19 protein-coding genes are annotated in these 21,835 nt (G+C 56.4%); 5 read left to right on the top strand and 14 right to left on the bottom strand.

Going from position 1 to position 21,835, the window contains the following annotated elements; genetic code table 11:
* Positions 1–35 precede the first annotated feature (35 nt).
* Entirely contained in the window at positions 36–3,479 is a 3,444-nt protein-coding gene (gene mfd / locus WFL93_RS01635; protein WP_336777127.1) for a transcription-repair coupling factor, read from the bottom strand.
* A 103-nt stretch (positions 3,480–3,582) separates the two neighbouring features.
* On the bottom strand, positions 3,583–3,792 hold the full coding sequence (locus WFL93_RS01630; protein WP_007885732.1) for a hypothetical protein: 210 nt from the start codon (positions 3,790–3,792) through the stop codon (positions 3,583–3,585).
* A 260-nt stretch (positions 3,793–4,052) separates the two neighbouring features.
* Here WFL93_RS01630 and lolC point away from each other — a divergent pair, with 260 nt between their 5' ends.
* From lolC to cobB, 4 genes are all read left to right on the top strand, one after another.
* Positions 4,053–5,252 (top strand): lipoprotein-releasing ABC transporter permease subunit LolC, encoded by a 1,200-nt coding sequence (lolC, locus tag WFL93_RS01625; protein WP_336777126.1) that lies wholly within the window; start codon positions 4,053–4,055, stop codon positions 5,250–5,252.
* A complete protein-coding gene (gene lolD, locus WFL93_RS01620) occupies positions 5,245–5,946 on the top strand; it encodes a lipoprotein-releasing ABC transporter ATP-binding protein LolD (protein ID WP_007885730.1) in 702 nt (233 codons plus the stop codon). Before lolC ends, lolD begins: the two co-directional genes overlap by 8 nt.
* Complete coding sequence (lolE, locus tag WFL93_RS01615; protein WP_049851115.1) at positions 5,946–7,190, top strand: lipoprotein-releasing ABC transporter permease subunit LolE; 1,245 nt, start codon at positions 5,946–5,948, stop codon at positions 7,188–7,190. Before lolD ends, lolE begins: the two co-directional genes overlap by 1 nt.
* 145 nt (positions 7,191–7,335) lie before the next feature.
* Positions 7,336–8,169, top strand: a complete 834-nt coding sequence (cobB, locus tag WFL93_RS01610) for a Sir2 family NAD+-dependent deacetylase (protein ID WP_007885726.1) — start codon at positions 7,336–7,338, stop codon at positions 8,167–8,169.
* Positions 8,170–8,385: 216 nt separating this feature from the next.
* Here the strand turns inward: cobB and potD are convergent, their stop codons facing one another.
* The 4 genes from potD to potA are packed head-to-tail and all read right to left on the bottom strand — an operon-like array spanning position 8,386 to position 12,166.
* Positions 8,386–9,429 (bottom strand): spermidine/putrescine ABC transporter substrate-binding protein PotD, encoded by a 1,044-nt coding sequence (gene potD, locus WFL93_RS01605; RefSeq protein WP_007885725.1) that lies wholly within the window; start codon positions 9,427–9,429, stop codon positions 8,386–8,388.
* Positions 9,430–9,439: 10 nt separating this feature from the next.
* A complete protein-coding gene (gene potC / locus WFL93_RS01600) occupies positions 9,440–10,213 on the bottom strand; it encodes a spermidine/putrescine ABC transporter permease PotC (RefSeq protein ID WP_336777125.1) in 774 nt (257 codons plus the stop codon).
* Positions 10,210–11,070 carry a spermidine/putrescine ABC transporter permease PotB gene (gene potB, locus WFL93_RS01595; protein ID WP_336777124.1) on the bottom strand — a complete coding sequence of 287 codons (861 nt, stop codon included), beginning with the start codon at positions 11,068–11,070 and terminating at the stop codon, positions 10,210–10,212. Before potB ends, potC begins: the two co-directional genes overlap by 4 nt.
* A complete protein-coding gene (gene potA, locus WFL93_RS01590) occupies positions 11,054–12,166 on the bottom strand; it encodes a spermidine/putrescine ABC transporter ATP-binding protein PotA (protein WP_336777123.1) in 1,113 nt (370 codons plus the stop codon). The genes potB and potA overlap by 17 nt, the downstream gene beginning before the upstream one ends.
* Positions 12,167–12,465: 299 nt before the next feature.
* Here potA and pepT point away from each other — a divergent pair, with 299 nt between their 5' ends.
* On the top strand, positions 12,466–13,695 hold the full coding sequence (gene pepT, locus WFL93_RS01585) for a peptidase T (RefSeq protein ID WP_336777122.1): 1,230 nt from the start codon (positions 12,466–12,468) through the stop codon (positions 13,693–13,695).
* Between the two features lie 186 nt (positions 13,696–13,881).
* Here pepT and WFL93_RS01580 read toward each other — a convergent pair whose 3' ends face one another.
* From WFL93_RS01580 to rluE, 8 genes are all read right to left on the bottom strand, one after another.
* On the bottom strand, positions 13,882–15,003 hold the full coding sequence (locus tag WFL93_RS01580; RefSeq protein WP_007885716.1) for a ribosomal protein uL16 3-hydroxylase: 1,122 nt from the start codon (positions 15,001–15,003) through the stop codon (positions 13,882–13,884).
* Between the two features lie 57 nt (positions 15,004–15,060).
* Positions 15,061–16,521 (bottom strand): two-component system sensor histidine kinase PhoQ, encoded by a 1,461-nt coding sequence (phoQ, locus tag WFL93_RS01575; RefSeq protein ID WP_007885714.1) that lies wholly within the window; start codon positions 16,519–16,521, stop codon positions 15,061–15,063.
* A gap of 3 nt (positions 16,522–16,524) precedes the next feature.
* Positions 16,525–17,193 (bottom strand): two-component system response regulator PhoP, encoded by a 669-nt coding sequence (gene phoP, locus WFL93_RS01570; RefSeq protein WP_336777121.1) that lies wholly within the window; start codon positions 17,191–17,193, stop codon positions 16,525–16,527.
* A gap of 122 nt (positions 17,194–17,315) precedes the next feature.
* Complete coding sequence (gene purB, locus WFL93_RS01565; RefSeq protein ID WP_007885712.1) at positions 17,316–18,686, bottom strand: adenylosuccinate lyase; 1,371 nt, start codon at positions 18,684–18,686, stop codon at positions 17,316–17,318.
* Positions 18,687–18,730: 44 nt separating this feature from the next.
* Positions 18,731–19,372 carry a high frequency lysogenization protein HflD gene (gene hflD / locus WFL93_RS01560; protein ID WP_007885711.1) on the bottom strand — a complete coding sequence of 214 codons (642 nt, stop codon included), beginning with the start codon at positions 19,370–19,372 and terminating at the stop codon, positions 18,731–18,733.
* Positions 19,373–19,408: 36 nt separating this feature from the next.
* Complete coding sequence (mnmA, locus tag WFL93_RS01555) at positions 19,409–20,521, bottom strand: tRNA 2-thiouridine(34) synthase MnmA (RefSeq protein ID WP_049851121.1); 1,113 nt, start codon at positions 20,519–20,521, stop codon at positions 19,409–19,411.
* 42 nt (positions 20,522–20,563) lie between these two features.
* On the bottom strand, positions 20,564–21,037 hold the full coding sequence (locus WFL93_RS01550) for an NUDIX domain-containing protein (protein ID WP_049851122.1): 474 nt from the start codon (positions 21,035–21,037) through the stop codon (positions 20,564–20,566).
* A 30-nt stretch (positions 21,038–21,067) separates the two neighbouring features.
* Complete coding sequence (gene rluE, locus WFL93_RS01545) at positions 21,068–21,706, bottom strand: 23S rRNA pseudouridine(2457) synthase RluE (RefSeq protein ID WP_442955875.1); 639 nt, start codon at positions 21,704–21,706, stop codon at positions 21,068–21,070.
* Positions 21,707–21,835: the final 129 nt, after the last annotated feature.

Raw genomic sequence — 21,835 nt, 5'->3', positions numbered from 1 at the left:
TGAATCGCGCCGCTACGATTCCGTGCGGATATCCACTAAACCCGGTTCTTCGCCAGCTCGCTAACAAAACTCTGCACCCACTCCATACGGATTTTCCGGTCCGCCATTTCACGGGTGAATTTCAGACGGGTTGGCCCATCCAGTTTCCACTGCTGCGGATCTTTCTGCAGCAGGCCAATCAGCCAGCCTGGATCGACGTGGTTCTGCGGCGCGAACTCGAAGAAGCCGCCTTTATCGCTGGCTTCAATCTTACGAATCCCCAACTCGCGCGCCACTAAACGCAGCCCGGCGATGTCCAGCAGATTACGCGCCGCATCCGGCAGTTTGCCAAAACGATCGATCATCTCCACCTTCAACTCAGCCAAATCCTGCTCATCCGCAGCGCTGGCTACGCGTTTGTACAGCGACAAACGGGTATTCACATCGGGGATAAAATCATCCGGCAGCAGGGCGGGCATGCGCAGTTCAATCTCAGTTTGATTGCTGGTGAGATCTTCCAGTGACGGCTCGCGACCCGCTTTCAACGCATCAACCGCGTTCTCCAGCAGCTCCATATATAGCGTGAAACCGATGGTTTCCATCTGTCCGCTCTGATCTTCGCCGAGCAGTTCACCGGCACCGCGAATCTCCAGATCGTGCGTTGCCAGCGCGAAACCAGCACCTAAATCTTCCAGTGAAGCGATGGCCTCGAGGCGTTTCTGTGCATCGGTGGTCATCGCTTTCGGATGCGGCGTCAGCAGCCACGCATACGCCTGATGATGCGAACGGCCCACGCGGCCGCGCAGCTGATGCAGCTGCGCCAAACCAAAGTGATCGGCGCGCTCAATGATGATGGTATTCGCGCTGGGCACATCGATACCGGTTTCGATGATGGTGGTACACACCAGCACGTTAAAGCGCTGATGGTGGAAATCGTTCATCACCCGCTCCAGATCGCGCTCGCGCATCTGGCCGTGACCAATGGCGATACGCGCTTCCGGCACCAGTTCTGCCAGCCGCTGCGCCGCTTTCTCGATGTTCTCCACGTCATTGTAGAGATAGTAAACCTGGCCACCGCGCAGCACTTCACGCAGGATCGCCTCGCGCACCACCAGGCTGTCGTACTCGCGCACAAAGGTTTTCACCGCCATACGTCGTGCCGGTGGCGTGGCAATAATCGACAGATCGCGCATGCCGCTCATCGCCATATTCAGCGTACGCGGAATTGGCGTAGCGGTGAGCGTCAGGATATCCACATCGGCGCGCATCGCCTTGATACGCTCTTTGTGACGCACGCCAAAGCGGTGCTCTTCATCGACGATCAGCAGGCCGAGATCGTGCCATTTCAGATCGTTCGACAGCAGCTTGTGCGTACCTATCAGAATATCGACTTTGCCTTCGCGTGCCTGTTCCAGCACCTGACTTTGCTCTTTCGCGGTACGGAAACGCGACAGCATCTCAATGCGCACCGGCCAGTTGGCGAAACGATCGCGGAAGTTGTCGTAATGTTGCTGCGCCAGCAACGTGGTCGGCACCAGCACCGCAACCTGTTTGGCATTTTCGACCGCGAGGAACGCGGCACGCATCGCCACTTCGGTTTTACCAAAGCCTACGTCGCCGCACACCAGGCGATCCATCGCCAGCGGCTGGCACATGTCGCTCAGTACGGCATTGATCGCCTGGCCCTGATCCGGCGTAGTTTCAAACGGGAAGCCTTCACAGAACAGCTGATACTGATCGCGATCGTGCTTAAAGGCGAAGCCGGTCTTGGCGGCGCGCTGGGCGTAGATATCCAGCAGCTCTGCCGCCACGTCGCGTACTTTCTCGGCGGCTTTCTGCCGCGCGCGTGACCAGGCATCACTGCCGAGTTTATGCAGCGGCGCATTCTCATCCGCGCCACCGGCATAGCGACTGATTAAATGCAGCGACGAAACCGGCACGTACAATTTGGCATCGCCGGCATAGGAGAGCATCAAGTATTCCGCCACGATGCCGCCGGCTTCCAGCGTGGTCAGGCCGATATAGCGCCCAACGCCGTGCTCCAGATGCACCACCGGCTGGCCGGGATGCAGCTCGGCGAGGTTGCGGATCAATACGTCTGGATTGATGGTGCGGCGATTATCCTGGCGGCGGCGACTGACGCGCTCGCCGAGCAGATCGCTTTCGCAGATCAACGCCAGCTGGCGCTGGGTATCGATAAAGCCACGCTCGCTGGCGCCGATCATCAGGCTGTACGGCTGTTCGACGGCTTGATCGAAGTGATCGATAGCGTGCGGACGCAGTTTGATGCGCGTCAGCAGCTCTTGCAGGCTTTCACGGCGGCCTTCGCTCTCAACCGAAAAAATCACCTGCCCGCTGAACTGCTCCAGGAACTGACGCAGCAGATCAAGCGGTGCTTTGGCCTGCGCCTGCACGGTTAATTCCGGCAGCGGTTGATAACCGAGGTTGGTGTTTGCGGCTTTCTCCGGCAGCGTCTCGCTGCTCAGCTGCATGCGCGGCCAGGCTTTCAGTTCGCTGAGCAGCGCATCGGGGCGCAGCCACAGCGTGACCGGCTCCAGCAGCGGGCGCATTGGGTCGATGCGGCGATTCTCGAAGCGCGCATTGGCGTCAAGCCAGAAGCGCTCGGCGCTCGCCAGCAAATCGCCGCTGTTGAGCAGCAGCGTGTTGCCCGGCAGATAGCTGAACAGCGTCGGCAGCTCCTGCTCGAAAAATAGCGGCTGCCAGTATTCGATACCGGCGGGCAGCGTGCCTTTGCTCACCTGCTGATAGACGTGTTCCGGCTCGCGGCGCACGTCAAAGGTTTCACGCCAGCGGCTGCGGAACAGCTCGATGGCGGCTTTATCGGTCGGGAACTCATGTGCGGGCAGCAGGTTGATGGCGTTGACCGCTTCCAGCGTGCGCTGGGTATCGACATCAAACAGGCGCAGGCTATCAATTTCGTCATCAAAGAAGTCGATGCGATAGGGCTGATCGCTGCCCATCGGGAAGAGATCGAGCAGCGCGCCGCGCGTGGCGTATTCGCCATGCTCCATCACCTGATCGACATGGCGATAGCCGGCCTGCTCCAGCTGATCGCGCAGCGCATCGCGCGACAGTTTTTGCCCCTGCTGCATCACCAGCGCATGACCGTGCAGGAAGCTGTGCGGACAGACGCGCTGCATCAGCGTGTTGACCGGCATAATCAGCATGCCGCGCGTTAAGTTCGGCAGTTGATACAGCGTGGAGAGACGAGCGGAGATAATGTCCTGATGCGGTGAGAAGCTGTCGTAGGGCAGCGTTTCCCAGTCAGCGAGATTGGTGACCGGCAGATCGGTGAACTGGCGAATCTCCTCCTGCAGACGCAGGGCAGATTGCATATCCGGGGTAATCATCAACACCGGACCGCTGTGGCGTTCGGTGATGCTGGCACACTCAAGCGCTTGTGCAGCGCCGACTAGCTGGCCGAGCTGGCGATGATCGCCGGCTTTGACTGGCAGGGTATAACGACTCTGTTCCGACATGGGATCTCGACATTCTCTCCTTGGATTACAGGGCGTCATCATTCCATAATCCGCCCTGAGGATCATCTGTCGTGGTGCTATTTCTCACACTCTGTCGGTTCTGCTACTTGGTGGATTGCTGTGTATAGTGCATACGGGGTCGATCGACATTGGCCCATGACAGCTCTTTTTCCAGATGATAGCTGTGGTTGCCGTCGTCCCACTTCACGTAATAACCGGTGGGCGAATCGCCCTGTTCGAAAACGTTCACAATCTCCCCTCTGATCTCGCCCGATTTATGTTTAACGATGCTGCCTTTAGGAAATTTCAACATAGTCTGTACTCCCGCGCCTGGCGCTTACTTCGGTACAATCGGTGCTTGATCTGGTGCTACATCATTGAGTTTACGCCAGCCTATGACCAATAAACGTACAAATAACATCATTATTTTGTCGCAATTTTATGCATAAGCCGCCGCTGGGACGGTTTTTGACACAACTTTGCCGCAGACTCAGAGGGTTAGAGGTTTCATAAAGCAGGCACCTCCTTTATCATCCCACTACTTATTTTTAGGCAACTGCCAAGACGGATCTCATGTATCAACCAGTCGCGTTATTCATCGGTTTGCGCTACATGCGTGGACGTGCTTCAGACCGCTTTGGTCGCTTCGTCTCCTGGCTCTCTACCATCGGTATCACGCTCGGCGTGCTGGCGCTGGTCACCGTGTTATCGGTGATGAACGGCTTTGAGCGCGAGCTGGAAGGCAATATCCTCGGCCTGATGCCGCAGGCGCTGGTTACCAGCGAGAAAGGCAGTATCAATCCGCAACATCTTCCGGCGCAGGATCTCAAGCTGCAAGGCGTCACCCGCATGGCGCCGCTCACCACCGCTGATGTGGTGCTGCAGAGCGCACGCAACGTCTCGGTTGGCGTGATGCTGGGCATCAATCCCGATGAACAGGATCCGCTGACACCGTTCCTCGTTAACACCCAACAAAGCGTGCTGCAAGCGGGGCAATATAACGTCATCCTCGGTGAACAGCTGGCTGCACAGCTGGGTGTCAAGCGTGGCGATCAGCTGCGTTTGATGGTGCCGTCGGTCAGCCAGTTCACGCCGGTCGGGCGCTTGCCCAGTCAGCGTATTTTCACCGTGGCAGGGACCTACGCGGCGAATAGCGAAGTTGACGGCTACCAGATTCTGGTCAATCAGCAGGATGCGTCACGCGTGATGCGCTATCCGCTCGGCAACGTTACCGGCTGGCGTCTGTGGTTGGATAAGCCGCTGAGCGTAGATGCGCTCAGCCAGCAAACGTTGCCGCAAGGCCTGACGTGGAAAGACTGGCGCGAGCGCAAAGGCGATCTGTTCCAGGCGGTGCGCATGGAGAAAAATATGATGGGGCTGCTGCTGAGCCTGATCATCGCGGTGGCGGCTTTCAATATCATTACGTCGCTGGGCCTGCTGATCATGGAGAAGCAGGGCGAAGTGGCGATTCTGCAAACGCTGGGCCTCACCCGGCGCCAGATCGTGGCGGTATTTATGGTGCAGGGCGCCAGCGCCGGGATCATTGGCGCGCTGCTTGGCACCGTGCTCGGCGTACTGCTGGCCAGCCAGCTGAATAATTTAATGCCGGTGATCGGTCTGTTCCTGGATGGCGCGGCGCTGCCGGTCGACATCAACGTGTTGCAGGTGATCACCATTGCGCTGGTTTCGATGGCCGTTGCGCTGCTTTCTACCCTTTATCCGTCGTGGCGCGCTGCCGCCGTCCAACCCGCTGAGGCTTTACGTTATGAGTAATACTCCTTTGTTGCAGTGTCGTGACCTGTGTAAACGCTATCAGGAAGGCAGCGTGCAGACCGATGTGCTGCGCAATGTGGCTTTCAGCCTGCAGCCGGGTGAACTGACGGCAATTGTCGGCAGCTCCGGTTCAGGCAAAAGTACCTTATTGCACCTGCTGGGCGGTTTGGATGCGCCGACCTCGGGCGATGTGATTTTTGATGGCAAATCGCTGAATGCGATGTCATCCGCCGCGAAGGCGGAACTGCGCAACCGCGAGCTGGGCTTTATCTATCAGTTCCACCATTTGCTGCCGGATTTTAGCGCGCTGGAGAACGTGGCGATGCCGCTGCTGATTGGCAAAATCGGCAAGGCAGAAGCGGAATCCCGCGCGCGTGAAATGCTGGCGGCGGTGGGGCTGGATAAACGTGCTGCGCACCGGCCTTCTGAGCTGTCGGGCGGTGAACGTCAGCGCGTGGCGATTGCCCGCGCGCTGGTGAATCGTCCGCGTTTGGTGATGGCCGACGAGCCCACCGGTAATCTTGATGCGCGCAACGCGGATGCGATTTTTGAACTGCTGGGCGAGTTGAACGTTAAGCAGGGCACCGCCTTCCTGGTGGTGACGCACGATCTGCAACTGGCGAAACGCCTGAGTCGCCAGATGGAGATGCGCGATGGCGAGCTGAGCGACCAACTGACGCTGGGAGTGATCTGATGGGTTCATCCTTATCCCTGCTGCTCGGGCTGCGTTTTAGCCGCGGTCGGCGGCGTGGTGGCATGGTCTCGCTGATCTCCATCATCTCCACCGTTGGCATTGCGCTGGGCGTGGCGGTGCTGATCATCGGACTGAGCGCCATGAACGGTTTCGAGCGTGAGCTCAACAACCGCATTCTGGCGGTGGTGCCGCACGGTGAAATCGAACCGGTTAATCAGCCGTTCCGCCACTGGCAGCCGATGATCGCGCCAATTGAACAGGTTTCGGGCATTGCCGCTGCGGCGCCCTATATTAACTTTACCGGGCTGATTGAGAGCGGCGCGAAGCTGCAGGCGCTGCAGGTGAAAGGCGTAGATCCGCAGCAGGAGTCACGGCTGAGCGCCTTGCCGAGCTTCGTCGCCGGTAATGCCTGGTCACAGTTCGCGGCCGGTAAGCAACAGATCATACTCGGTGGCGGTATCGCCAAATCGCTTAACGTCAAACAGGGCGATTGGATCACCATCATGATCCCCAATAACGATGGCGATAATAAGCTGCTGCAGCCGAAACGCATTCGTCTGCAGGTCAGCGGCGTGCTGCAGCTCAGCGGTATGCTGGATCACAGCCTGGCGCTGGTGCCGCTGGCCGATGCGCAGAAATATCTGGATATGGGCGACAGCGTCAGCGGCATTGCGCTCAAGATGAATGACCCGTTCCAGGCGCAAAAGCTGGTGCGCGACGCCGGTGAAGTGACGCATTCATACGTCTATATCAAGAGTTGGATTGGTACGTACGGCTACATGTACCGTGACATCCAGATGATTCGCGCCATTATGTATTTAGCCATGGTGCTGGTGATCGGCGTGGCCTGCTTTAACATCGTCTCAACGCTGGTGATGGCGGTGAAAGACAAGAGCAGCGATATCGCCGTGCTGCGCACGTTGGGCGCCAAAGATGGCCTGATTCGCGCCATCTTTATCTGGTATGGCTTGCTGGCGGGTCTGCTCGGCAGCGTCAGCGGCGTGGTGGTCGGCGTGCTGGTGGCGCTCAATCTCACGCCGGTGATGCGGGTGTTTGAGCATCTTACCGGGCATCAGCTGTTGGCGGGCGATATCTACTTTATTGATTTCCTGCCGTCCGAGCTGCACTGGATTGATGTGATTTCGGTATTGGGCACCGCGATTGTGCTGAGCCTGATTGCCAGTTGGTATCCGGCACGGCGCGCCAGCCGTATCGATCCGGCCCGCGTGCTGAGCGGGCAGTAAGATTGACCGCGCAGCCGCTTTAGCGGCTGCGCACATTTTCAGCGTCTGCCGCATGCAGCTGCCATACGCAGCCGCTATTATCGGGCAGATTAGCCTGAAAAATACCCGAAGCGCGGCGTTAAACGCCGCAGATTAAGGAGCTTTTATGCGCATACCGCGCCGCCGCCTACGACTCGCCCGCGACAAAAAAAACCGCCGCAAAGTGCATCAGCGCTTTCGCCAGCGCATCTTCGAGCGCGATCGCAAAGCTGAACTGGCTGCGCATCCGCAACCGCGCGTAGTGGTACTCACTGGTGCGGGTATCTCCGCCGAGTCCGGCATTCGCACCTTCCGTGCCGCCGATGGTTTGTGGGAAGAGCACCGGGTGGAAGATGTGGCTACGCCGGAAGGTTTTCAGCGCGATCCGGCGCTGGTGCAGGCGTTCTACAACGCGCGCCGTCAACAGCTGCAGCAGCCAGAGATTCAGCCTAATGCCGCGCACAAAGCGCTGGCGGAACTGGAGCAGGTGCTGGGCGATAACTTCCTGCTGGTAACACAGAACATCGACAATCTGCATGAACGCGCCGGCAGCCAGCGCGTGCTGCATATGCACGGTGAATTGCTGAAAGTGCGCTGTGTGAACAGTGGACAAGTGCTGGACTGGACAGAAGATTTAACCCCGGACGATCGCTGCACCTGCTGCCAGTTCCCGGCAATGTTGCGTCCGCACATCGTGTGGTTTGGCGAAATGCCGCTGGGGATGGAGGAGATTTACCAGGCGATTGAGCAGGCAAACCTGTTTATTGCCATCGGCACCTCGGGTCATGTTTATCCGGCCGCCGGTTTTGTTCATGAAGCGAAACTGCAGGGCGCGCATACCGTGGAGCTGAACCTGGAGCCGAGCCAGGTGGGCAATGAGTTTGCCGAGCGTCATTACGGTTTAGCCAGTGAAGTAGTTCCGGAGTTTGTGCACACGTTCTTGCGTGGGTTGTATAAATAGTTTGTGCGCGCTTTCCCTCATCCCAACCTTCTCCCGCAAGCGGGAGAAGGAGCTAAAAACAACCCTCTCCCGCTTGCGGACATGGAACTTTTAGAACCCTCTCCCGCTTGCGGACATGGAACTTTTTAGAACCCTCTCCCGCTTGCGGACATGGAACTTTTTAGAACCCTCTCCCGCTTGCGGGAGAGGGCAGGGTGAGAGAAAACGCGCAGAGGACTAACGTCCCGCCTTCAACTTCTGAAACAGCGTCTCATACTGCACGCTGGCATCACCCACATCGTTCTGCCACTCGCCGTTTTTGATCACCGCCTCAGAAGGATAAAGCGAAGGATCATTCGCCACTGCCTGCGGCAGTAGCTTCTTCGCCGCCAGGTTTGGCGTTGGATAACCAATGGTTTCCGCCACCTGCGCTGCCACTTCCGGACGCAACAGGAAGTTAATCAGTTTCAACGCACCTGCGCGGTTTTTCGCGTTAGCCGGAATCGCCAGATTATCCATCCAGAAAATTCCGCCTTCCTGCGGCCAGATAATCTGCAGCGGCGTGCCGGCCTGGCGCGCCACGTACGCCGAGCCGTTCCAGATCATGCCAACGTTCACTTCGCCTTCCATAAACGGATTGCCTGGATTGTCTGAGTTAAACGCCAGCACGTTCGGCATCAGCTTTTTTAACTCTTCATAAGCGGCTTCGATCTGCTTTGGATCGCGGGTGTTGCCCGAATAGCCGAGCTTACGCAGCGCCATCTGGAACACTTCGCGCGCGTCGTCGGTCAGCAGCAGGCTCTGCTTGTACTGCGGCTGCCATAAATCAGCCCAGCGGGTGATGCTTTTGGCATCCACTTCATCGGTGTTGACCCCAATTGCGGTCGCGCCCCAGATATAGGGGATCGAATAGTCATTGTTGGGATCGAACGGTTTGTTCAGCAGGTTAGGATCGAGATTCTTAAAGTTGCTGAGCTGGGATTTATCAATCTTCTGCAACATGCCTTCATTACGCATTTTGGCAACGAAGTAAGTCGAAGGCACCACCAAATCGTAGGCGCCATCTTTCCAGGTCTTCAGCTTGGCATACATGCTCTCATTGGACTCGTAAGTGGAATAAATCACCTTGATGCCGGTCTCTTTAGTGAACTGCTCCAGCAGCCCCGGCGGCACGTATTCCGTCCAGTTATAGAAATAGAGCGTTTTGCCGTCATCCGCCTGCGCGCTCTGCATGCCCAGTGCCAGCGCCCCAGCCGCCAGCCAGTGAGACCACTTTTTCATCGATTATCCTCTATTTAGTTGTATCTCGGAGCAACAGCTGACTGAGCGCCACCAACAGCAGCGACAGCAGCAGCAAAATCGTCGCCAGCGCATTCACTTCGGGTGACACGCCAACTTTGACCATCGAATAAATTTTTAACGGTAAGATTTCAAAACTCGGGCCAGTGACAAATGAGGAAACCACCACGTCGTCCATCGACAGGGTAAAGCTCAGCAACCAGCCCGCCGCGACAGCGGGCAGCGCCAGCGGCAGCAGAATTTTGCGCAAAATGGTGACTTCGCTGGCGCCAAGATCTTTAGCGGCTTCCAGCATGCGCACATCAAAACCTTTCAGGCGCGAATAGACGGTGATCACCACAAACGGCAGGCAAAAGGTGATGTGTGAGAACAGCAGCGACCAGAAACCAAGCGAAATGCCCAACAGCATAAACAGCACCAGCAGCGAAATGGCCATCACGATATCGGGCGACATCATCACCACAAACAGCATGCCGCTGACGAAGGGTTTACCGCGAAAACGATAGCGATAGAGTGCAACCGCGGTCAGCGAGCCGATAATTGTGGCACAACTGGCCGACAGCACGCCCATGATCAGCGAATGCTGCGCCGCCTGAATCAGGCTGTCGTTATTCATCAACAGGCGATACCACTGGGTGCTGAAACCCTGCCAGTTGATGCCAAAGCGCGAGCTGTTGAAGGAATTGACGATCAGAATGATGATCGGGATGTAAAACCAGGCGTAAATCACGGCCATAAAGCCGCCGCGTAACCAGCGCGCCATCATTGCAGCTCCACCTTGCTGTTCAGCATACGCGCCGCGCGCCAGTAGGCCAGCAGCATCAAGCCCATCAGCAGCGTCATCACAATACTGGTGGCCGCGCCAAACGGCCAGTCGCGGATATTCAGGAACTGACTTTTGATCACGTTGCCAATCAACAGGTTTTTCGCGCCGCCCAGCAAATCGGCAACAAAGAATAGGCCCATCGCCGGAATAAACACCAGCAGACAACCCGCAACAATGCCCGGCATGGTGAGCGGTAAAATAATGCGCAGAAAGGTTTTCACTTTATTGGCACCGAGATCGCGCGCCGCTTCGAGGCAGGATTTATCCAGCTTTTCCAGGCTGGAGTAGAGCGGCAGCACCATAAACGGCAGCAAAATGTAGATCAGTCCCAATATCACCGCTTCCGAGGTGTACATAATGCGAAAGGGTTTATCGATCACCCCGAGCCACAGCAAAAACTCATTGAGCCAGCCGCGCGTGCTGAGAAAGATTTTCAGCCCGTAGATGCGGATCAAGGAGTTGGTCCAGAACGGCACAATCAGCAGGAACAGCATCAGCGGACGCAGGCGCGCCGGTAGTTTAGTCAGACACCAGGCAAACGGGTAACCGAGCAGCAGGCAGCAGAGCGTGGCGATGAACGCCATGTTCAGCGAGTGCAGCAGCACATCGGCGTAGAGCGGATCGAGCAGCCGCGCATAGTTATTCAGGGTGAAGGCCATGCTGACAAAATGCGCATCGTCGTGCGTCAGGAAGCTGGTGGCGAAGATCATCAGGTTGGGCAGCAGCACAAACAGCGTCAGCCAACTGACGATAAGCAGCACAATCACTTTCTGTAGACGGTTACGCATCCGTTTCATACGGCAGCACCACCTCCCAGTTCGCTACCCAGCTGACAGCCATTTTCTGGTTCAGCGAGTGGTCAAAATCGGGATCGTCTTCATTAAAGAACTCGCTCACCGTCAGTAGCTTGCCGTTCTCCAGTTCCACGGTGGATTCCAGCGTCATGCCTTTGTAGTTGCGCTCACGGACGTAGCCGATCAGGTTATCGCTGCGGCTGTCATGATCGATCTCTTCCACGCGCAGATCTTCCGGACGCAGCAGCACATGCAGCTTATCGCCGGCGTTAACCTGAAAATCACACTGCAGCTCACATTCACGCCCTTCAACGCGCGCAAGGATAGTGGGCGCCTTTTCGCTATTCAGCACTTCGGCATCGAACACGTTGATCTCGCCAATAAAGCGCGCCACAAACAGGTTAGCCGGCTCTTCATAAATCTCACGCGGCGTGCCGTCCTGCTCGATGCGGCCATCGCGCATCACGACGATGCGATCGGACATGGTCAGCGCTTCTTCCTGATCGTGGGTGACAAACACAAAGGTGATGCCAAGCTTGCGCTGCAACGCTTTCAGCTCGTTTTGCATCTGGCGACGCAGCTTATAATCCAGCGCCGAAAGCGACTCATCCAGCAGCAACACTTTCGGGCGATTAACCACCGCACGCGCAATCGCTACACGCTGTTGCTGCCCGCCGGAGAGCTGATGCGGACGCCGATCGGCAAAGCTCTCCAGCTGCACCATCGCCAGCGCGTCGTTGACACGTGTCGTGATCTCGGCGGCTGGGGTTTTCTGCATGCGCAGGCCAAAGGCGACGTTTTCAAATACCGACATGTGCGGAAACAGCGCATAGCTCTGAAATACCGTATTGATGTGGCGATGTTCGGCTGGCAGATCGGTGATGTCATTACCATCAAGAATGATATGTCCGGAATCGGCATCTTCCAGTCCGGCAATCAGGCGCAAAATGGTGGTTTTACCGCAGCCGGACGGACCCAGCAGCGTGATGAATTCGCCGTGACGGATGGTCAGATCGAAGTCAGAGATGATGGTTTTGCCATCGAAAGCTTTACTGATGCCAGAAAGCGTAACCAGCGCGAGATCGCGTGTTTGCGTCATTTTAGTCACTCAGTCTGATGGTGAATCAGGTTACAGCATAGCCGCTGGTGCCAGCTTGCTGTGATGAAGGGCGCGATGATACCGCAAAAAAGCGTCAATGCCATGTTTTGCCACGGATTTACCTTGAAAACTCTGAAAAATGCCGGAGTATGCGTAACGGGCAAGTCGTACAGGCGACGGTGAGTGAATTTTCAGCGCATTTCACGCTGAGAGAGCTAACCTGAAGGATAATGATTTGACGCAACATGGGGGCTCCAGGCCACCATGATAATGACGCAGGTTCTTAAGAGGGATGACAGATGGATCAATTACTTGAGCGTTTTCTCAGTTATGTCGCAGTAGAAACTCAGTCAAAACCTCAGGCGCGACAGGTGCCAAGCAGTGAAGGGCAGTGGGCGCTGGCGCGTCAATTACAGGAAGAACTTATTGCGCTGGGCTTTGTTGATGTCTCTTTAAGCGACCATTGCTGCGTAATGGGCACCTTACCGGCGAATGTCGACTGGGCCACGCCGGTAATCGGCTTTATTTCGCATATGGACACGTCACCGGATTTTACCGCCAAAAACGTTAATCCGCAGATTATTGAAAACTATCGCGGGGGTGACATTGCGCTGGGCAACGGCGATGAAGTTCTGTCGCCGGTGATGTTCCCAATCCTGCATAAGCTGATTGGGCATACGCTGATTACCACCGACGGTAAAACACTGCTCGGCGCCGATGACAAAGCCGGCATCGCCGAGATCATGACGGCGATGGCGCGTCTGGCGAACAGTGATATTCCGCACGGTGCAATTCGGGTGGCATTTACCCCCGATGAAGAGATTGGCCGTGGCGCGTCGCACTTTGACGTGGAAGGTTTTGCCGCCGATTGGGCCTACACCGTGGATGGCAGCGATCTCGGCGAGTTCGAATTCGAGAACTTTAACGCCGCCACGGCGATGGTCAAGATCACTGGCAATAACGTCCATCCGGGCAGCGCTAAAAATGTGATGGTCAATGCGCTGGATCTGGCGATGCGCTTCCACGCGGAGCTGCCAGCAAAAGAGAAGCCGCAGTATACCGATGGCTACGAAGGCTTTTTCCATCTGCACACCATCAAAGGCACGGTTGAGCATGCCGAACTGATGTATCTGATTCGTGATTTCGACGCGGATAGCTATGCCCAGCGCAAGCAGCTGCTGGAAGAGATTGGCCAGCGTGTGAGCCAGGGGCTGCAAAGCGAGTGTTCAGTGAAGGTGGAGATCAGCGATAGCTATCGCAACATGCGTGAGAAAGTCGAACCGCATCCGCACATTATTGAGCTGGCGCTGCAGGCGATGCGCGATTGTGGCATTGAACCGAACGTTAAACCGATTCGCGGCGGTACCGATGGATCTGCGCTGTCATGGAAAGGGTTGCCATGTCCGAACCTATTCACCGGCGGCTACAACTATCACGGCAAGCACGAGTTCGCCTCACTCAACGTGATGGCGCAGTCAGTAGAGGTGATTGTGCGGCTGGCTGAGTTGGCGGGGCAGAAGAAAGGCTAATTATGCTTACATAGTGCTGGTTGTCCCCCATCCCGACCTTCCCCCGCAAGCGGGGGAAGGAGACGCTGCCGCATGCAACTATCAACTCACATATTGCAGCATCTTCCTCACCCATTTATGGGGGAGGACCGAGGAGGGGGCCAGCCAGCACCTACCAGGTTTGGCACATCCGGCATGAACTAAAACTTACTCGCCGAAGAACCAATACCCGCTATTAACCAGCGCCGCCAGCTGCGCCAGCATTGACGGATCGTCCAGCGCATCGCCAAAATCTTCCAGCGTCAGCACATGATTGTGCGCCAATGCCGCCAGCACCTGCGGATGGTTGCAGCTGATTGATTCACCGTTCACAAACACCGCATCACCGATGGTCAACACGCGCAGGCCGCCAAGACGCGTCAGCGCATCGCCTTGCTGCAATGCATCGTAAATTTCATCCGGCTGATAAGGCGGCTCCGGCGGAGCGACATCTAACTCATGACGCGACTGAGAAATAAACTCGCCAAACCATTGGTTAAACTGCTCCGGCTGGTTGATCACATCCATCATCACTTTGCGGATGCCTTCCAGCTCCGACGGCAAAATTTGCGATGGGCAATCACGTGACGGCACGTCCGGATCGCTGTAGCGATAGCTGCCCAATTCGTTAGCCAGCATGTGATCGGCAAAGCCGCTGATCAGCTCGCGACCGTTCGGTGCACGGAAGCCCACCGAATAGTTGATGGCGTTTTCCAGCGAATAGCCTTCATGCGGGAATCCAGGCGGAATATAGAGAATATCGCCCGGCTCCATCTCCTCATCAATGATGGCGTCAAACGGTTCAACCTGCAGCAGATCTGGATGCGGGCAGTGCTGTTTCAACGGCACTTTTTCACCCACGCGCCAGCGGCGACGGCCGGTGCCCTGAATGATAAACACATCATATTGGTCGAAATGCGGTCCCACGCCGCCGCCCGGCACGGCGAAGGAGATCATCAGATCGTCAACGCGCCAGTCGGGCAGGAAACGGAACGGGCGCATCAGTGCGGCCGAAGGCTCATGCCAATGGTTGACCGCCTGCACCAGCAGCGACCAGTTGCTCTCACCGAGATGATCGTAGCTTTCAAACGGGCCGTGGCTAACTTGCCATTTGCCTTCGTTATGGCTAACCAGACGGCTATCCACCTCATTTTCCATTGCCAGACCGGCCAGCTCGTCAGGAGAAATAGGATCGACGAAGTTTTTAAAACCCCGTTTAAGCACCACCGGGCGTTTCTGCCAGTAGCGTTGAATAAAGTCGGGCCAGTTGATGTCGAGCTGATAGTCCATATGCGGAGTCCGGTTGCTGCAAAGAATGATGGCAAGTATAACAGCCCGCGTCCCTTTCTACTCGCGGTGATGCTCGACTTCCTGGCGCTGGAAAATCACTTCCATCCGCGCGCCGCCAAGCGGGCTGGTGGTGGCGATGACCTGACCGGCGTACTGTTCGAGGATATCGCGCACCACGGCCAAACCTAATCCCTGGCCGGGACGTAGCGTATCGGCGCGCTGACCGCGCACGAAGATCAGATCGCGTTTGCTTTCTGGAATGCCCGGGCCATCATCATCAATAAACAAATGCAGAGTTTTGTCGGTTTGGCGTGCGGTGACTTCAATAAACTCCAGGCAGTATTTGCAGGCGTTATCCAGCACGTTGCCGAGCACTTCCATAAAGTCATTTTTATCGCCGATAAAGGTCAGCTCGGGAGAGATATCCAGGGTGATCGCCACGCCTTTACGCTGATAAACCTTGTTGAGAGCCGAACACAGGCTGTCGAGCAGCGCCGAAACCGAATGCAAATCGCGCTGCAGCGGATTGTGATCGGCCTGCATGCTGGCGCGATGCAGATAATAGCCAATCTGCTGGGAGATACGGCTGATCTGCTCCAGCATCACCGGTTCCGCCTGTTCCACGGTTAACTCTTTGCCGCTGCGTAACGAGCGTAGCGTACTCTGCAGCACCGCCAGCGGGGTTTTCAGGCTGTGCGTCACGTCCGACAGGGTGGTGCGATAGCGCGTATAGCGCTGGCGTTCGTTGGTCAGCAGCAGGTTGAGATTGCGTACCAGGCTGCGCAACTCCTGTGGCGGATTATCATCGAGATTCTCGCGTTGGCCGGTTTCCAGCTCGCGCACATGCGCGGTGAGATCGCCAATTGGCCGTAAACTCCAGTGCGCCGCCAGCCACAACAGCGGGATCACCAGCAGCAGGTTGGCGGCCAGCACATAGCTAAACCACGACCACACCACATCGGAATGCTGCAACTCCTGCGGAATTGAGTCGACAACCACGATGGTCAGCGCCGGCAGGTTGGTGGTGGCATCGTAACGATTGACCGCTACCGAGTGAGTAAAGGTATCGTTGCTGTCACTATCCAGCGCATGCAGCCGCTCTTTTGCCTGTGGATTGTTGCCCATCGCCGCCATGCTGGTGCGATTACTGGTGTCGATTTCGTAAAAATCGGGCTTGAGCAGCCATTCGCGGCGAATCTTTTTGCGGATGTCCGGCACGTCACGCTGCTGCCACAGCAGCTTGCCGTGTTCATCGTAGATAAACACCAGCGTGGGGAAGTTGAGCGTCATGCGCTCCGGCTGGGCGATGGTGAGCTTGTCGTCTTGCCACTGCGCCAGCGTGAAGAACAGATTGCTTTCGCCGCGCATCACGCGGTAGGTATTTTTATCGAAGCTAACTACGTAACCCACGACGGCAACCATGCCGTAGGAGAGCGATAAAAACAGGACGATCGCCGCCGTTGCCAGCAGGAAACGGGCGCGTAACGAGAAGGGGCGAAAGCGTTTTAACCACGTCATAAATCAGAGATCAAAGCGATAACCCTGGCCGCGCACGGTGTTAATCACTTCGGTCGGATAGAGCGAGAGAATTTTTTTACGCAGGCGGCCCATCAACACATCAATGGTGTGACTCTCGCGCAGTTCCGCATCCGGATAGAGCTGCAGCATCAGTGAATCTTTGCTCACCACTTTACCCGCGTTGCGAATCAGCGTTTCAACGATGGTGTACTCGAAAGCGGTAAGTTTTACCGGTTGATCCTGCACCGTTAGCTCACGGCGTGACAGATCGACCTGGAACGGCGGCATGGAAATAATCTGTGACGCGTGGCCGCTGTTACGACGCATTAGCGCCTGCAGACGCGCCGCGACTTCTTCAATATGGAAAGGTTTAGTGACGTAGTCGTCAGCACCGGCTTCCAGCGCTTCGACTTTTGCCTGCCAGCCTTCGCGGGCGGTCAATACCAGAATCGGTTGACGTACGGCATCGGTGCGCCAGCGACGGATCAACGACATGCCATCTTCGTCGGGCAATCCCAGATCGACAAGGGCGATATCGGGAATGTGCTCCTGCAGGAAATAATCTGCTTCTTTGGCATCTTCTGCGGCATCGACCTGATGGCCCATTTCACGCAGCTGCACGGCGAGGTGATGGCGCAACAGCGCGTTATCTTCCACAACCAGAACACGCATAGTATTTCCTTAGCTTCCGACTCAATAATGATGGAGAAAAGTATATGCGAAGCCAGCTAAACAAGAGATCAACGTTTGTTAATAGAGGCGTGCCCAACATTGAACACGCCTGTTGTTGAGATTTACTGCAAATCATCAACCATCTGAATCGCACGGCCAAGGTAGTTGGCTGGCGTCATCTGCTTCAGACGCACTTTTTCCTCTTCCGGCAACGCCAGGCTATCGATGAACGCTTGCATGCCAGCGGCATCAACACGTTTACCGCGCGTCAGCTCTTTCAGCTTCTCGTACGGCTTCTCAATGCCGTAACGGCGCATCACGGTTTGAATTGGCTCAGCCAGCACTTCCCAGTTGTGATCCAGTTCATCCAGCAGACGATCGCGGTTCACTTCCAGCTTAGAGATGCCTTTCAGCGTCGCCTGATAAGCGATCAGCGCATAGCCGATGCCGACACCGAGATTACGCAGCACGGTAGAGTCAGTGAGGTCGCGCTGCCAGCGTGAAACCGGCAATTTGCTGGCCAGATGCTGCATCATCGCGTTAGCCAGACCGAGGTTGCCTTCGGAGTTTTCGAAGTCAATCGGGTTCACTTTATGCGGCATGGTTGAAGAACCAATTTCACCGGCGATGGTTTTCTGTTTGAAGTGATTGAGCGCTACGTAGCCCCAGATATCACGATCAAAGTCGATCAGAATGGTGTTGAAACGTGCGATGCAATCAAACAGCTCGGCGATGTAGTCGTGCGGCTCGATCTGCGTGGTGTACGGGTTCCAGGTGATGCCCAGCGAGGTGACAAACTGCTCGCTCAGCTGGTGCCAGTCCACTTCCGGATAAGCGGAGATGTGGGCATTGTAGTTGCCAACCGCGCCGTTAATTTTGCCGAGGACTTCAATCTTGCTGAGCTGACGCAGCTGGCGCTCCAGACGGTACGCCACGTTTGCCATCTCTTTGCCCATGGTTGACGGCGTTGCCGGCTGGCCGTGGGTACGCGACAGCAGCGGAATGTCACGATACTCGTGCGCCAACCCTTTTACGGCATCGATGAGCTGGTTCCAGAACGGCACGATCACCTCGCGACGTGCGGTTTCCAGCATCAGCGCGTGAGAAAGGTTATTGATATCTTCAGAGGTGCAGGCGAAGTGGATAAACTCAGACACCGCATGCAGCGCCGGAACATCGGCCACTTTCTCTTTGAGGAAATACTCCACGGCTTTTACGTCGTGGTTGGTGGTGCGCTCGATGGTTTTGATACGTGCAGCGTCTTCTTCGCTGAAATTGGCGACAATCGCATCAAGGAAAGCGTTTGCGTCGGCATCAAATGCAGGAACTTCCTTGATCTCTACAGTCGTAGCCAGTTTTTGTAACCAGCGAACCTCAACCTCAACGCGAAATTTCAGCAGACCGAATTCGCTGAAAATGGCGCGCAGTGGGCTGACTTTATCGCCGTAACGACCATCGACAGGTGAAACGGCGGTCAGAGAGGATAATTCCATCAGTGCAACTCCTGAATCGTTTAACAATGATGCCGGGGCGGCGCTTAATACGCCGGGCCCAGGCGGGATAAAATGGTTTTGGCTTCGCTCAGCAGACGCTGGCGCGAAAACATCAGCTGCAGACGGCCACCGCCAACCTGCTGCCATAACACCGCAGAGCGAATGCCGGCCAGCAGGGCGGCGCGCACTTTACTCTGCACTTGTGAATTCTGTAATACCTGCGGCGAACCGGTGACCTGAATGCGTGGGCCTAATGGGCTGATCACATCCACGTAAATCCCGGCCATGGCGCTGGTGATAGTGTCCGATTCCAGCTCGTAATGCGCCAGTTGGCGATCAAGCTGGCTAATGCGTTGTGCCAGCGTATTCATCGCGGTTTTATTACCGTGCAGCTTACGCTCCAGCACCATCATACTCAGGGTATAGCGCGTCAGTTCTGCGCTGGCGCCTTGACGATTACTGCTGTTGAGCACCGCCATCAAGGTCTCTAATCCTGGCTGCAGGTTGGCTTCGTCGTTGCCATACACCGCCAGCGTCGAACCGGGGTTGAGATCGATCAAGCTGCGCAGCGACACATTCAGGGCAGCATTATTGCACTGGCCCTGCTGCGCGAGTTGCTGCACCACATGGGCTGCCTGGCAGACACCCGCCAGCGCCAGCGTAATCTCATAATAGTTCTTAGCCACGCTTAACTCCTGTCATCGCGTCGGGCAGCGCCGACCTTAGGCTTCTGCCAGAGGCAGGCGTTGTTCGATAATGCCGCCGCCGAGGCACACTTCACCGAGATAAAACACGGCGGATTGGCCTGGCGTGACCGCCGCTACCGGCTCGTCAAAACGGACTTCAATACGGTCGTCGCCGTGCGGAATGATTTCGCACGGAATGTCAGTCTGGCGATAGCGGGTTTTCACCGTGCAGCGCAACGGAGCGGTGATTGGTTGGCGATCGACCCAGTGCAGCTGTTGGGCCATCAAGCCCACCGACATCAAACGCGGATGTTCGGCGCCCTGCGCCACCACGAGGCGATTGCGCGCCACATCTTTATCGACCACGTACCAGGGATCGTCATTGCTCTCTTTACGACCGCCAATCCCCAACCCTTTGCGCTGGCCGAGCGTGTGATACATCAAACCCTGATGCTCACCGACGATGTCGCCGTCAACGGTTTCAATTGCACCCGGCTGGGCGGGCAGATAGCGGCCAAGGAAATCGCGGAACTTGCGTTCGCCAATAAAGCAGATGCCGGTGGAATCTTTCTTCTTCGCGGTGATCAGGTCGAGCTGTTCAGCAATACGACGCACTTCCGGCTTATCCAGTTCGCCGACCGGGAACAGGCTTTGCGCAATCTGCTGGTGGCTCAGGGTATAGAGGAAGTAGCTCTGATCTTTATTGCCGTCGAGGCCGCGCAACAGGCGGCTTTGGCCCTCAACATCCTGGCGGCGCACATAGTGGCCGGTGGCAATATAGTCTGCGCCGAGATCGTCCGCCGCAAATTCGAGGAAGGCTTTGAACTTGATCTCTTTGTTGCACAGGATGTCGGGATTCGGCGTGCGTCCCGCTTTGTACTCTTCCAGGAAGTGTTCGAACACGTTATCCCAGTACTCAGCGGCGAAGTTGATTTTGTGCAGTTTGATGCCGAGTTTGTCACACACGGCTTGTGCGTCAGCCAGATCATCGGCGGCGGTGCAATACTCCTCGCCGTCGTCTTCCTCCCAGTTCTTCATGAACAGGCCTTCAACCTGATAGCCCTGCTGTTGCAGTAACCAGGCGGAAACGGAAGAATCGACGCCGCCGGACATTCCGACGATCACTTTTTTCTGGCTGTTGTCAGACATCACGCACTCTTAAATTACGATAAAAACAGGCGGCGCATTCTATCATGCAGAAGCGGGGCGCGCACCCTCATGAAACGGCCACTGGAACGGCGCGACCAGATGCAGCGGATAACGCGCGCCTTGTTGCCACAACCGTACGCTCTCTGCGACTAAAGGCGAACGCAGGCGATTGGCCGTCAGAATCTGCTCTGGCGGCAGCCACCAGCAGCAATCAATGTCGCGATCGTGCGGCGACGTTTCGACTTTTTCGGCCAGATCGAGACCAAACAGGAAACGCACAAAAGGTGTATCGTCCGGCGCAATCCACTGCTGCACGCCGAGAAAATACTCGGGCTGAGCATCAATACCGGTCTCTTCGAACAGTTCGCGCTGCGCGGCTTCCTGAATAGTTTCATTGGCCTCAAGGTGTCCGGCAGGTTGATTCCAGGTAATACGGCCGTGCACCCGCTCTTCAACCACCAGCAAATGTCCCTGAGCCTGCACAATACAGGCGACCGTTACATGAGGTTTAAACATCCTTTCTCCGGAATTGTTAACTAAAAGTTATTAAATGGTGGCGCTGATATCGCGCCATTCGCCCGGCGCCAAATCGCCCAACTGGTGCTCACCCATCGCAAAGCGAATCAGGCGCAACGTGGGAAAACCAATATGTGCCGTCATGCGGCGCACCTGCCGGTTACGTCCCTCAAACAGCGTGATTTGCAGCCAGCTGGTGGGAATCGCTTTGCGCTCGCGAATCGGCGGCTGGCGCGGCCACAGCCACTTGGGCTCAGCCACTAACTCGACGCCTGCCGGCAAGGTTGGACCATCGTTCAGCGTAATGCCGCTACGTAACAGGGATAAATCTGATTCCTGCGGCGCACCTTCCACCTGCACAAAATAGATTTTTCCGGTGCGCTTGCCGGGCTGCGTCAGCGCCGCCTGCAGCGCGCCGTCGTTGGTTAAAATCATCAAACCTTCGCTATCGCGATCGAGGCGGCCCGCGGCATAAACCTCGCTGATTGGTACAAAATCCTTCAGCGTGCGGCGTCCGGCCTCGTCACTAAATTGCGGCAAAACATCGAAAGGTTTGTTAAAGAGTATGACGCGTCTTGGGCCTTTCGGGCGGGTATCGCGGCGCACGGGCTTGCGTGCCGGGGCGCTTGCGCGCTTATCCTGGTGAAATCGTTGAGAAGTTTTTCGCATGGGCTTTGCAGTCGGAAACATTCGGCGCATTATAGCGCGAAACTACGGTGATTGGCGTAGCGGAAATAATCAAGTAGTATTGACCCGCATCTTACAAATCATTAACAAAAAATCGCTCGAAGGAGAGGT

Origin of the sequence: Pantoea sp. USHLN256, from assembly GCF_037149875.1 — a bacterium.
Taxonomy (GTDB): Bacteria; Pseudomonadota; Gammaproteobacteria; order Enterobacterales; family Enterobacteriaceae; genus Pantoea; species Pantoea nemavictus.
Note: the sequence above shows the minus strand (reverse complement) of the source record. Positions and strands in the feature narration are given on the sequence as shown.

Excerpts from the sequence above, each read along its gene's own strand:
- pepT (WP_336777122.1), top strand. The coding sequence starts at position 12,466 with ATGGATCAATTACTTGAGCGTTTTCTCAGTTATGTCGCAGTAGAAACT.
- phoP (WP_336777121.1), bottom strand. The coding sequence starts at position 17,193 with ATGCGTGTTCTGGTTGTGGAAGATAACGCGCTGTTGCGCCATCACCTC.
- lolD (WP_007885730.1), top strand. The coding sequence starts at position 5,245 with ATGAGTAATACTCCTTTGTTGCAGTGTCGTGACCTGTGTAAACGCTAT.
- WFL93_RS01550 (WP_049851122.1), bottom strand. The coding sequence starts at position 21,037 with ATGTTTAAACCTCATGTAACGGTCGCCTGTATTGTGCAGGCTCAGGGA.
- potB (WP_336777124.1), bottom strand. The coding sequence starts at position 11,070 with ATGAAACGGATGCGTAACCGTCTACAGAAAGTGATTGTGCTGCTTATC.
- potA (WP_336777123.1), bottom strand. The coding sequence starts at position 12,166 with ATGACGCAAACACGCGATCTCGCGCTGGTTACGCTTTCTGGCATCAGT.
- lolC (WP_336777126.1), top strand. The coding sequence starts at position 4,053 with ATGTATCAACCAGTCGCGTTATTCATCGGTTTGCGCTACATGCGTGGA.
- rluE (WP_442955875.1), bottom strand. The coding sequence starts at position 21,706 with ATGCGAAAAACTTCTCAACGATTTCACCAGGATAAGCGCGCAAGCGCC.
- lolE (WP_049851115.1), top strand. The coding sequence starts at position 5,946 with ATGGGTTCATCCTTATCCCTGCTGCTCGGGCTGCGTTTTAGCCGCGGT.
- mnmA (WP_049851121.1), bottom strand. The coding sequence starts at position 20,521 with ATGTCTGACAACAGCCAGAAAAAAGTGATCGTCGGAATGTCCGGCGGC.
- WFL93_RS01580 (WP_007885716.1), bottom strand. The coding sequence starts at position 15,003 with ATGGACTATCAGCTCGACATCAACTGGCCCGACTTTATTCAACGCTAC.
- potD (WP_007885725.1), bottom strand. The coding sequence starts at position 9,429 with ATGAAAAAGTGGTCTCACTGGCTGGCGGCTGGGGCGCTGGCACTGGGC.
- potC (WP_336777125.1), bottom strand. The coding sequence starts at position 10,213 with ATGATGGCGCGCTGGTTACGCGGCGGCTTTATGGCCGTGATTTACGCC.
- cobB (WP_007885726.1), top strand. The coding sequence starts at position 7,336 with ATGCGCATACCGCGCCGCCGCCTACGACTCGCCCGCGACAAAAAAAAC.
- phoQ (WP_007885714.1), bottom strand. The coding sequence starts at position 16,521 with ATGACGTGGTTAAAACGCTTTCGCCCCTTCTCGTTACGCGCCCGTTTC.
- mfd (WP_336777127.1), bottom strand. The coding sequence starts at position 3,479 with ATGTCGGAACAGAGTCGTTATACCCTGCCAGTCAAAGCCGGCGATCAT.
- WFL93_RS01630 (WP_007885732.1), bottom strand. The coding sequence starts at position 3,792 with ATGTTGAAATTTCCTAAAGGCAGCATCGTTAAACATAAATCGGGCGAG.
- purB (WP_007885712.1), bottom strand. The coding sequence starts at position 18,686 with ATGGAATTATCCTCTCTGACCGCCGTTTCACCTGTCGATGGTCGTTAC.